Origin of the sequence: Aquisphaera insulae, assembly GCF_011064615.1 — a bacterium.
In the GTDB taxonomy this organism is placed as follows: domain Bacteria; phylum Planctomycetota; class Planctomycetia; order Isosphaerales; family Isosphaeraceae; genus Aquisphaera; species Aquisphaera insulae.
Genome location: NZ_JAALJH010000159.1, coordinates 1 through 10,200, shown reverse-complemented (window position 1 = coordinate 10,200; position 10,200 = coordinate 1). Strand labels below are relative to the sequence as shown.

Below are 10,200 nucleotides of genomic sequence, written 5' to 3'. Positions count from 1 at the left end.
GCGCCGAAATGTTCGTCTCGATCTACCTTGGCTTTTCCAGCCTTCAAGGCTATGATCCGGTCCGGCTGCCTAGGAGCGCCGCCGGATTCTGCGCGTCAATGAGCTCTTGAACTGTGTTGTCCGGCCGTCACGGAGGACGGGATGCGACTACTCGCCCTGGTGGATTCGCCGGAGCATGTCTGCTGCCGGTATCGAATTCGCGCCTTCTCGGGGGCCCTTTCACGAGCGGGCTGGGATGTCGAGTACCGGGCTGTCCCCTCCGGGCTCACCGGCAGGCTCCGCCAGTTCTCGGAAGCCCGCGATTTCGATGCGGTCATCCTGCAACGCAAGTTGCTGCCGGCATGGCAGCTTCGCGTCCTCCGCGGGCACGCCCGATGGCTCGTCTTCGACTTCGACGACGCCGTCCTCTACCGCGATTCGTACGATCGTCGCGGGCCTCATTCCCGCCGCCGAACGGCGAGATTCCGGGCCATTGCGGCGGCGGCCGACTCCCTGATCGCGGGGAATGACTTCCTGGCGGACTGTGCGCTCCGTTGCGGTGCCCCGGCCCATCGGGTCCGGACGATCCCGACGTGCATCACGCCGGAAGACTACCCAAACCCGGCCTATCTCAGCCCGGATGCCAATCCGGGGCACGTCGACCTCGTCTGGATCGGTTCGTCGAGCACCCTTCAGGGCCTGCAAGCCCAGGAGTCGCTCTGGAATCACCTGGGTCGAGAGATTCCCGGCCTCCGGCTTCGCGTCATCTGCGACTCCTTTCCCCGTCTCGCCAATCTCCCGATCGTCCCCATCCCCTGGTCGCGCGACTGGGAAGCGCGTGACCTGGCGTCCGCCCAGATCGGCGTGAGCTGGATCCCCGACGATCCCTGGAGCCGGGGCAAGTGCGCCCTCAAGGTCCTCCAGTACCAGGCGGCCGGCCTCCCGGTGGTGGCGAACCCGGTGGGTATGCACCCCGAAGTGGTCGAGGACGGGGTGAACGGTTACCTGGCCGAGACGGCCGAGGAGTGGACACGGGCCATCCGGACGCTGGGCGCGGATCCCGAGCTGCGCCGGCGGATGGGACGAGTGGCGCGGGAGCGGGTGGAGTCGGAATACTCGGTCTCGGCATGGTCCGACGCCTTCCTCGGCGCGCTAGCCGGCCGGGACGATCTCGAGAGCGTGCCGGGGCGAGCCGACTTCCACCGCGGCACCGCGGCCATCCCCGAGCCGATCTCGCTGGGACCGCGGAGGGTGCGAGCCGGCTCGCGATCCGGGGAGCGGTTCCAGGGCGTCGAACGAAGCTGCGATTGAGCCAGCGGAGCGGACTGTCAGGAAACCTCATGACAACCCTGCAACGAGACAGGTCGACCGCCCCAGCCCGGCCCCCTCACCGGCGAATGTTCAAGCCCCCGGAGTGGGCCTGGGCGGAATCCGGAGGAGTCGGCTGGTGGTTTCGCGGACCCTGGCGGGACGCGCTGCTCGGGCCGGAGGGCCTCCGGCTCGAGCAATGGCGCGCGGAGGGCCGCCTCTCGGTCGTGAAGTCGGGCCCCCATCGGATCGTCTACCGGGCCGACCTCCCGGAGGGGGCCATCTTCATCAAGCACTACCTCGTGCCGGACTACCGGGCGATGCTCCGCCAGTGGTTCCGCCGCGGCAAGGGCCGCAACGAGGGGAAGCGATCCGAGCTCCTCCAGTCGATCGGCGTGGCGACGATCTTCCCGATCGCCCTGGGCGAGCGGAGGAAGCGGAAGTTCCTGCTCGAGAATTACCTGGTCACCTGGGAGATCGCCGGGGCGGTCGCCCTCGACGAGTTCCTGGAGTTCCGGCTGCACGAGCTCCCCGAGCCGTCGCGGTCGCGGGTCCGCCAGCAGATCGCCCGGGAGCTCGCGATCCTCACCGCGAGGCTCCACAACCACGGCATCACTCACATCGACTTCCACCCGGGCAACGTCCTGATCAGGCTCCAGGCGGGGGACCGCGTGGAGCTGAGCATGATCGACCTGGACGCCCTCCGCCATTCTCACGGGCTGAGCTGGAAGCAGTCGCAGCAGAACCTCGCGCTCCTGGACCACTATTTCTGGCTCCGCAGCAGCCGCGTGGATCGGCATCGGTTCGTCAGGGCGTATCTCGCGGCCCGCGAGGGCGACGCCCCGGAGCCTCGCGCGTTCGCCCGGGGCATCGAGGAGCTGACCCGCGCCTGGGCGGAACGGCTCTGGAGGCGCTGGGGCCGCCGCTGCCGATCGACCAACAAGTACTTCCGCGTCTTCCGCGGCGATCGGACCTGGGCCGTCGCGGCACGCGAGGTCGACGCCGCCTCGGTGCAATCCCTCCTGGCCGACCCCGACGCCCCGTTCCGCGACGAACAGACGACGATCCTCAAGAATTCCCGGACGACCACCGTGGCCGAGGCCACCCTCCTGGTCGAAGGCGAGCCCAGGCGCGTCGTCTACAAGCGATTCAACCGCAAGAAGTGGATCGACCCCTGGCTCAACCTGTTCCGCCCGTCTCGCGCCTGGCGATCCTGGCAGGCCGGCCAGGACCTCTCCAGCCGGGGCATCCCGACGCCGACCAACCTCCTCTTCCTGTCCCGCAAGCGAGACTTCCGCAGCCACCCGTTCTCGTGGTTCCTGCCGCACGAGACCTACCTCGCCACGCTCAAGGAGCCTTCGGCGCAGCCCCTCTCTCAGTACATCCGGACGGTGCTGCCGTCCCTCCCGCCCGAGGCTCGCGGGCGGCAGGTCCGCCGGCTCAACGACGCGCTGGCACGGCTCATCCGCGATCTCCACGAGCGATCGCTCTCGCATCGCGACCTGAAGGCCTCGAACATCCTGATCAGGCCCGACGAGGCGGGGTCCGGAGACCTGCTCAGCCTGATCGACCTGGTCGGCGTCCGCCTCATGAACCCGGTCCCGCGGGGCCGGCGCGTCCAGAACCTGGCGCGCCTCAGCCTCAGCCTGGCGAACGCCCCGGGGCGGACCCGCACGGAGACGCTCCGGTTCCTGCGGTCCTACCTCCCCTGGGGCCTGTCCCCCCATTCCGACTGGAAGTCCCTCTGGCGCGACGTCCAGCGGGCCATCGCGGCCAAGCAGGAGCGTAACCAACGACGCGGGCGACCGCTGTCCTGAACCCAGCATCGAGGGCCAGAGCGTGAGCAGGAATCGCCCCATCACCGACCGGCGCGCCGAGCCGGCTCGATCGCGGGACTCGGCCCGGCCGATCATCCGGCTCCTGGGAGCTTGCCTGGTCCTGGCGATGGCGACCGGCCCGTTCGGATGCGCGACGACGGGCGGCCGGGGGAACGCCCTCGTCCCCACCCGGTATCAGGTGCGCACCGGGCCATTCCTGCTCTTCTCCAATTCCCCGATCCCCGCCGACTCGCCCGCGGTGCGCTGCCTCCACGCCCTGGAGACGGACCTCACGGAGTGCCTCGGCTATCAGAATCGGCCCGACCAGGATCCCGTCGAGATCTACGTGCTCGACGATCGGGCCGCCTACGCCCACTTCCTCAAGTTCTACTACCCCGAGCTCCCCCCCCGGCGCGCGTTCTTCCTGTCGCAGGGCGATCGTCGCGTCGTCTACACGTACCTCAGCGACCGGCTCGAGGAGGACCTCCGACACGAGTCGACGCATGCCCTCGCGCGCGGCTATTACGGCGACCTGCCCCTCTGGCTCGACGAGGGGTTGGCCGAGTACTTCGAGGCGAGGCCGGATCCGGACGGGCGGGACGAGCACCTGCGGAAGCTCCCCGGCGACCTTCGATCGGGATGGGTCCCCGACCTGGCCCGACTCGAGGGCCTTTCGGACATCCACGAGATGACCCCTCGCGACTATCGGGAGGCGTGGGCGTGGGTCCACCTGATGCTCGATGGCGAAGCCTCCGACCGGACGATCCTCCTGGACTACCTGAATGCCGCCCGTGGCGGCGGACGCAGGCCCTCGTTCGCGTCGACGCTGGCCGCGCGGGGCACGACCGGCAGGTCCCTGATCGCCCATATCGAGTCCGTCCAGGCCCGGGCCGTCGCCCGTGGATCCGAGGCCGCCCCCGCATCGTCCGGGAAGGACCGGACCGTTCGAATGCAGGATCGCTCGCTCGAGCCCCCGACCGTCAGGGTCACGGGACCCGTCCGCCAGGGTTTCTTCAAACGTCTCGGCTCGTGGCTCGGGTTCTGATCCGAACCGCCGGGGCCACCTTCCGGCCTCCACGGCCTCGCGCCGCCTGCGCCTCAGGGGCGCGGTCAGTAGGCCTGCTTCATCGCCGAGATCCCCGACTCGAGGACCTCGTTCCACAGGTCCCCGAGGGCGTCGTCGTATTTCCTGTCGTACTTCCTGACGCAGGTGCTCAGGCTCTTCAACCACAGGCGATACAGCGTGGGATCGATGTTCAATTGATTGCGTCCGTGTTTCACCGCGAGCTGCTCGATGGCGGCCTTCGCCAGGCCCACCCCGCCGGCGTACATGATCAGCATGGTCAGTCCCCGTTTGAGGAGATCCTTCTGCTTCTCCAGGTCCGTCGAGGAGAAGAGACGTTTGATCCGCGGGTCGCTCGCGAGGAACTCGGCGTAGAACGCGTCGAGGAAACTCTGACCGTGGGCCTGGTTCACGAGGCACCGACCGAAGCTCTGCTGGACGAGTTGCACCTTGGCAGGGTCCATGACTCCCCTTTCGCTCTGGTCGCGTCGGCCATGCCTACTCTTTCCGGGCATGGGCGACCTAGGCAACCGGACACAGAACAACACCAGCCCGATTGATCGATGGCCCCTGGCAGGGAGCCCGAGAGCTGCGACGTCTTGTCGGCCCGAGGTCGGCCCGTCACGTCCTCACGGGACGCGCGCCTCTTGGGCGTTTCGCGTGTCCGATCGAGGACCGAAGGCTGGCCGAATCGAGCGTGCTGACCGCAGCGAGCGACGTCCATCGACGTGTCCGCCGGCGGTCCGGGTCGTGGCCATGGTCACCGATCGGCGGCGAGTTCCTCGGCCAGGATTGGCACGCCCAGGTTGCAGGCCTGCACCCCCAAGGCGACGCAGATCTTGAGCACCTCCATGACCTCTTCCACCGTCGCCCCTTGCTTGAGGGCCGCCGCGATGTGCCGGCGAGTGCCCGGGCTGTACATGTGGGTGATCGACGCGTCGAAGGCGAGGCTCAGCAGCTCCGCCAGCTTCGGCGACAGGACATGGCCGATGTAGACCGGGGCCCCCGCGGCGATGAATGCCTCCGTCCACGACGGGTCCAGGTCGAAGAACGGATCCCAGGCCGTGTTCCACTCCCCCGCGGCTTTCATCCGGTCGCAGACCGGTGTCGCCACGGCTCCCTTGGGCGTGGGCTGAAGCCCGGCCGCCCTGGCCTCTTCCAGGAGGATCGGAGCGGCCAGGCTGCAGGTGTGGATCGAGAGCATCGACGCCATCTTGAGGACCATCAGGACCTCGTCGCGGGATGCTCCGGCGTCAAGTGCCCCGCGGATGTGTCTCCGCGTTCCCTCGGCGTTGAGGTTCGTGCAGGCGGAACACCACGCCAGGGCAACCAGTTCGACCGTCTTTCCGGGCAAAACCCCGCTGGTCCACGGGTTTGCGGACATGGCGAGGCCTTGCTCGGCCCAGGCCGGGTCCCATTCCTTCAGCCTGGCGAGCGCCCCTTCGTCCCACGGGCCTGTACCGTTGGATTGACTTCTCGGAGACATCGTCTTCTCCCTTCCTGGAGCTTACTGTGAACGGGCGGTGGTCCTGGCCTCGGATCGGCGTTTGAAGAACAGCTCGAATAGTCTTCCCTCGCCCAGTACGCGGCCGATCTCCCAGACGGCCAGGATCGGCATCAGGGCGAGCACATGCACGAGCGTCCGCGCGAGGATTTCGGGCAAGCCCTCGCCGAGCACCTCAGCAACGATGATTCGGGTTGTCTTGCCGTGGAACCAGCCGCCGATCAGATGTTCGGCGATGGAAAACGTGAGCAGGAGAAGGCTGAACCACATGGTCTTGTACAGCGTCGGCACGATCAGCGGCCGGTCGCGGAATCGCTCCCCGAGCCCGAGGATGCGGCCAAGCACGATCACCTTGGAGAGCACCAAGGCCTCGATGAAGCTGTATCCGTATTGAAAGTAGCCGATCCCATACTCGGCCAGTATCAATCGGCGGTACATCGAGAATGTACCCAGCCATAGCGAGAGATAGGCGAAGAGGAACAGCATCGTCTTCGCTTCTTCGAGCAACCTGGCTTTCGCGTCGGTCTTCGGTTCTTTCATCGCAGTGATCTTTCCCGATGCGCCCGTCCGTTCGAGCGGCCGGCACGAAGATCGTTCGTCCCGTGACGCCGCTTCCGGCTGCGCGGCCTTGTTGCCTCTTCGCGCGGGATCCATGGCGGCTCCGCCCCGGCGTGGGGCGGAGCCGCCACCGCGCCTCCGTCACTTCTTCCCGGCCATGAGCTTCGCCTGCGCCTCACGCACCGGGGCGGGGGCGTTCAGGCACGCGGCGATCGGGTGCGAATCGCCGCCGATCACCGGCTGCGGGATCTTACCGTCGGTCGGCCAGGTGAGGAATCCGGGATGGAAGTCGGTGGGGTTGGGGGGCATGCCGTTGTTCTGCAACGTCTCCTCGACGCTCTTGTACCAGGTGCCGACCTTGCAGAGCTTCCGGGCCTCCTCGGCGGTCGCCACCTTGCGGCCGAACTCCTTGCAGAGGCGGACGGCCCCTTCGATCTGCTCGACGGTCGTCTTGCGCTTGCGGTCCGCGCCCCAGAGATTGTCCTCGTTGCCGACGCGGACGTGCTGCCCGAGGACGATCGCCATCGCGGAGTAGGTGATCAGCCCGCGCATGCTGGACCAGAACGTGTTGATCGAGCCCTGCGGCACCCGCTGCAGGAAATACATCATGTCGAACGGGTTCCTGCCGAGCGTGCCGCCGCCGTAGGCACACAGCGCCATGTTCAGCGGCCCCATGTACACCCCGCCTCGGATCAACCGCTCAACGATCTCCCACTGGTGGACATGGCCGGGGACGAAGTACGGCAGGATGCCGTTCTTGCGGAGCCGCTTCAGGTGCTCGACGTAGAAGGCGGGGGTTGAGTCCACGACCATCCCGGACCAGGCCGCGAGCACCTTGGGGTCGTCCATGTGCGTCCCCTTGATGTCCTCCGGGCTGAACATCGACGCGATGTCCCAGAGCGTGGAGCCGGTCGTCACCGTCACGAATTCCGGCTTCGGGTCGAGCTCGGTGAGCATGTGGCGGGTGTCGTAGTCGAGCCACTTCGCCTTGGCCTCGGCGGTGTGTGGCGCGAACGAGATCGACCCGCCGACCTGGATGATCATCTCCGGGACGGCTTCCTTGATCCGCTTCAGCAGGTAGTTGTACTCGTCGAAATTGGTCGAGCCCAGGCCGGTGACCGGGTTGCGGACGTGGAGGTGGAGCATGGTGGCGCCGGCCTTGTAGCAGTCCACCGCCGCCTGGACTTGCTCGTCCCAACTGACGGCGATGTCCGAGGCGTCGCCCGGAAGCCAGGCCGGCCCGTACGGGGCCGCCGTGATGATCAGCGGTTCCATGTATTCGGGGAGGATCGAGTTGTCGGTGTAATACATCGCGGGCTCCATTGTTCTGGGTTACTGGATCGGATCGGACGTCAGACAGGATGTCCGCCGTGCCGTGATCGCTGCGGGGCGGCATCACATCACGTGGACTTCACGGTTTCAGGTGGAGACGCAGGAAGTCCCGCATCTTCCTTCGCGCCAGGATGGACTCCGGGGCGTCGGGGATTCGGTCCTGGAAGTTGTGGATCATCCCTTCGTAGAGATCCAGCTTCACGGGCACCCCGGCGGCCTCGAGGCCCTGGTACATCCGGACGAAGCCGCTCAGGTTGGTCTCCTTGAGTCCTCCCTGAATCAGCGTCGGCGGGAATCCCGCGGAGAAATCTCCGTAGACGGGCGAGACGTACGGATGCTTCTGGTCCTCGACATCGGCATACGCGGCGGCGGCGAACCTCGTGTGCCTCTCGTACAGTTGGTTCGGGTCGGCGTCGTGGAGTGTGGTCTCCGTGTCGCCGCTGCTGGTGACGTCGAGCCACGGCGAGACGAGCACGGCCGCCTTCGGCATCCCCATCGTCCTGTCGCGCATCTTCAGGATCACCGCGGCAGCCAGCCCGCCTCCGGACGAGTCGCCGTAGATCGCCATGTTCTCGAGCCTGATGCCCTGCTCCACCAGCGCCTGGATCGCCGCGACGACCTCGTCGGAGATCCGGTCGAATCTCGCACGCGGTGCCAGCGTGTAATCCACCGAGACGACGCGCAGGCCGGTCGAGTGGGCGGCGATGGCCGCCCGCCCGAGGGTGGACCTCGCGCTATACATGGTGTGAGCGCCACCGTGAGTGTAGACGAGGACCTTGCCGTCCTCCGTCCAGTCCTTAGGGCGTACGTCCAGGACCGGAATCTCGCCGAGCCTTCCCGGCGTGACCGTATGCGGGATGCCCCGGAGCAGGACTTCGGACCTGGCGACGCCCTCCGCCTCGGCCGCTTCCTGCAACTTCTCCCACCCGGCGATGTCCGTCGGCTCCGGGAACCTGGGGATGAGGTGCGGGTCTCTCAGCGTCGCCAGGAATGCCTGCGCCTCGGGAGAGACCGTCACCGGGACGTGGACGTACGGTGTCTGTTCGGCTTGTGCGTTCATGGTCGGTACTCCAGATTGGTGAGGGGCACCCTCGCGGCCGTGCCCTTCGCCCTGCGACGCCCCGAAGTCGAGCCTAACGGCGGAGCGAACCTGGGCATGGATACGGACGCCAGCGCGCCTTTCGTGTCGGTGATTCCCGCTCCCTTGACGGCGACGAGGCTTCCCTGGTCAGTCCGGTTCGGGGGTCGGGAATGCGGTCGGATCGGCCTGCCATACGGCGAAGATGTTGCCTTCCGGGTCCGCCACGACCGCGTACCAGGCGACCTTCGCAACGGCCGCACGGGGACGGATGACCGATCCGCCGAGCCGCTGGATCTCGGAGACGGCGGCCTCGACCGACGCCACGTGGACGTAGTGGACCCAGCTCTGCGGCCCCGGGATCGGCCGGCGGAGCAGGCCGCCGCCCACGGCTTCTGCCCCGTCCCCACCGGTCTGCACCCGCCAGTACTCGATCCCCGGCAACTGCTCGATCTGCCAGCCGAACAGTGCCCCGTAGAACTCCACCAGGCGAGTGGGCTCGTCGGCGTAGATCTCGAAATGAGTCACGGCATCAGGCATTGTGTTCTCCTGGGGGTCGTGTCATCGCCGTCCCCCCGATCGTCGTGCGCATGTCCCGATCCTGGATCGGCCCGCCGCAGCTCCCGCAGACTTCGCATCGGCGCCGAGTTCCGAGTGGGCCTCGACGCCCTGGCTCGGGTCGACCGCCGGGGGAAGGACCTCGGGGCGGCCGAAGGCCTCGGTCAGCTCCCCCCGGAGAATCGTCACGTCACGAGGTGCCTCGATGCCGAGGCGGGCCTGCCGCTTCTCGGTCATGAGGAGGGTCACGACGACGTCCCCGCCGACTGCGATCACGATCTTCTCCCCGACCTTCCGAGTCAGCACGAGCATGGTGGGCCTCCTGGTCCCTCGGTTGTGCGGCAGCTCCATTCCTGACGACCGGACCGTGGCGGGCTCAGACGGACCCGTCGCGATCCTGGCTCCGGCCTCCCTCATCCCGTTCCCTCGACCTCGGGCCTCGGACACGGAACTCATCGCGGAGCAGGTCCAGAATCCACGGGCCGACGATCGGCGTGCTGAGCGGGCCCCCGACGGCGTCGTGGGCCTCCAGCAGGGCCTCGACGCGGTGATGCAACTCACCGTCGCCCAGGCACGCTCGCTCAAGGAAGCGGGCGCGGTCCGCCGGGTCCGAAAGCTGGAGAGTCGCCCAGAAGACGTCCTGGATGCGCCCGGGATCGTCCCGCATGGTCCCCTCCTGCCTCGAGTCTCGTCCGCCGGTCTCGCCCATCAATCCGCCGTCTGAGGTCCGGCCTGTCGAAAATTCCTGAAGATTTTTCGGAGACTTCTCGCCGGACCCGACAGGGATGGTCGAGCTGCAAGGGTGGCTGTGGCGCGATGAAAGGTTGGTATTGACTGCCCCACACCCGGGATGCGGACGTGACGGTTTCTGTTGCGCCTGACGCGGCCCGCGATGCCGTTGGGAACCAGGCCCCGCAGCGATCGCCAGCCTGCGCCTGGCTCGGCCGGAGCCTCGCCCTCCCTTCCGGAGAAGAGCCGCTCCCAGCCCGGGAGGGCGAGGCTC

The 10,200-nt window shown here is 67.5% G+C and carries 11 protein-coding genes; 3 read left to right on the top strand and 8 right to left on the bottom strand.

Going from position 1 to position 10,200, the window contains the following annotated elements; all coding sequences use genetic code 11:
- Window positions 1–141: 141 nt before the first annotated feature.
- The 3 genes from G6O54_RS35820 to G6O54_RS35810 are packed head-to-tail and all read left to right on the top strand — an operon-like array spanning window position 142 to window position 4,149.
- The gene (locus tag G6O54_RS35820; protein WP_165235463.1) at window positions 142–1,290 is read left to right on the top strand and encodes a glycosyltransferase family 4 protein; all 1,149 of its coding nucleotides are present in this window, start codon (window positions 142–144) and stop codon (window positions 1,288–1,290) included.
- A gap of 29 nt (window positions 1,291–1,319) precedes the next feature.
- Window positions 1,320–3,104: a lipopolysaccharide kinase InaA family protein gene (locus G6O54_RS35815; protein ID WP_165235460.1), complete on the top strand. Its 1,785-nt coding sequence runs from the start codon at window positions 1,320–1,322 to the stop codon at window positions 3,102–3,104.
- A 22-nt stretch (window positions 3,105–3,126) separates the two neighbouring features.
- The gene (locus G6O54_RS35810) at window positions 3,127–4,149 is read left to right on the top strand and encodes a hypothetical protein (protein ID WP_165235457.1); all 1,023 of its coding nucleotides are present in this window, start codon (window positions 3,127–3,129) and stop codon (window positions 4,147–4,149) included.
- Window positions 4,150–4,214: 65 nt separating this feature from the next.
- Here the strand turns inward: G6O54_RS35810 and G6O54_RS35805 are convergent, their stop codons facing one another.
- The 8 genes from G6O54_RS35805 to G6O54_RS35770 all read right to left on the bottom strand — a co-directional run bounded on the left by G6O54_RS35805 (window position 4,215) and on the right by G6O54_RS35770 (window position 9,864).
- Window positions 4,215–4,631, bottom strand: coding sequence for a globin (locus G6O54_RS35805; protein WP_165235454.1), 417 nt, complete (start codon window positions 4,629–4,631; stop codon window positions 4,215–4,217).
- A gap of 296 nt (window positions 4,632–4,927) precedes the next feature.
- Window positions 4,928–5,653, bottom strand: a complete 726-nt coding sequence (locus G6O54_RS35800; RefSeq protein ID WP_165235451.1) for a carboxymuconolactone decarboxylase family protein — start codon at window positions 5,651–5,653, stop codon at window positions 4,928–4,930.
- Between the two features lie 21 nt (window positions 5,654–5,674).
- Window positions 5,675–6,325: a hypothetical protein gene (locus G6O54_RS35795; protein WP_165235449.1), complete on the bottom strand. Its 651-nt coding sequence runs from the start codon at window positions 6,323–6,325 to the stop codon at window positions 5,675–5,677.
- Between the two features lie 45 nt (window positions 6,326–6,370).
- Complete coding sequence (locus tag G6O54_RS35790) at window positions 6,371–7,540, bottom strand: beta-keto acid cleavage family enzyme (protein ID WP_205679156.1); 1,170 nt, start codon at window positions 7,538–7,540, stop codon at window positions 6,371–6,373.
- 100 nt (window positions 7,541–7,640) lie between these two features.
- The gene (locus tag G6O54_RS35785; protein ID WP_165235446.1) at window positions 7,641–8,621 is read right to left on the bottom strand and encodes an alpha/beta hydrolase; all 981 of its coding nucleotides are present in this window, start codon (window positions 8,619–8,621) and stop codon (window positions 7,641–7,643) included.
- A gap of 168 nt (window positions 8,622–8,789) precedes the next feature.
- Window positions 8,790–9,179 carry a VOC family protein gene (locus G6O54_RS35780; protein WP_165235443.1) on the bottom strand — a complete coding sequence of 130 codons (390 nt, stop codon included), beginning with the start codon at window positions 9,177–9,179 and terminating at the stop codon, window positions 8,790–8,792.
- A gap of 21 nt (window positions 9,180–9,200) precedes the next feature.
- Window positions 9,201–9,509, bottom strand: coding sequence for a carbon storage regulator (locus G6O54_RS35775; RefSeq protein ID WP_165235440.1), 309 nt, complete (start codon window positions 9,507–9,509; stop codon window positions 9,201–9,203).
- A 64-nt stretch (window positions 9,510–9,573) separates the two neighbouring features.
- On the bottom strand, window positions 9,574–9,864 hold the full coding sequence (locus tag G6O54_RS35770; RefSeq protein WP_165235437.1) for a hypothetical protein: 291 nt from the start codon (window positions 9,862–9,864) through the stop codon (window positions 9,574–9,576).
- Window positions 9,865–10,200: the final 336 nt, after the last annotated feature.

Bases quoted from the DNA above. Each gene is read 5' to 3' on its own strand.
- G6O54_RS35775 (WP_165235440.1), bottom strand. From the start codon at position 9,509: ATGCTCGTGCTGACTCGGAAGGTCGGGGAGAAGATCGTGATCGCAGTC.
- G6O54_RS35795 (WP_165235449.1), bottom strand. From the start codon at position 6,325: ATGGATCCCGCGCGAAGAGGCAACAAGGCCGCGCAGCCGGAAGCGGCG.
- G6O54_RS35780 (WP_165235443.1), bottom strand. From the start codon at position 9,179: ATGCCTGATGCCGTGACTCATTTCGAGATCTACGCCGACGAGCCCACT.
- G6O54_RS35790 (WP_205679156.1), bottom strand. From the start codon at position 7,540: ATGTATTACACCGACAACTCGATCCTCCCCGAATACATGGAACCGCTG.
- G6O54_RS35770 (WP_165235437.1), bottom strand. From the start codon at position 9,864: ATGCGGGACGATCCCGGGCGCATCCAGGACGTCTTCTGGGCGACTCTC.
- G6O54_RS35785 (WP_165235446.1), bottom strand. From the start codon at position 8,621: ATGAACGCACAAGCCGAACAGACACCGTACGTCCACGTCCCGGTGACG.
- G6O54_RS35805 (WP_165235454.1), bottom strand. From the start codon at position 4,631: ATGGACCCTGCCAAGGTGCAACTCGTCCAGCAGAGCTTCGGTCGGTGC.
- G6O54_RS35800 (WP_165235451.1), bottom strand. From the start codon at position 5,653: ATGTCTCCGAGAAGTCAATCCAACGGTACAGGCCCGTGGGACGAAGGG.
- G6O54_RS35820 (WP_165235463.1), top strand. From the start codon at position 142: ATGCGACTACTCGCCCTGGTGGATTCGCCGGAGCATGTCTGCTGCCGG.
- G6O54_RS35815 (WP_165235460.1), top strand. From the start codon at position 1,320: ATGACAACCCTGCAACGAGACAGGTCGACCGCCCCAGCCCGGCCCCCT.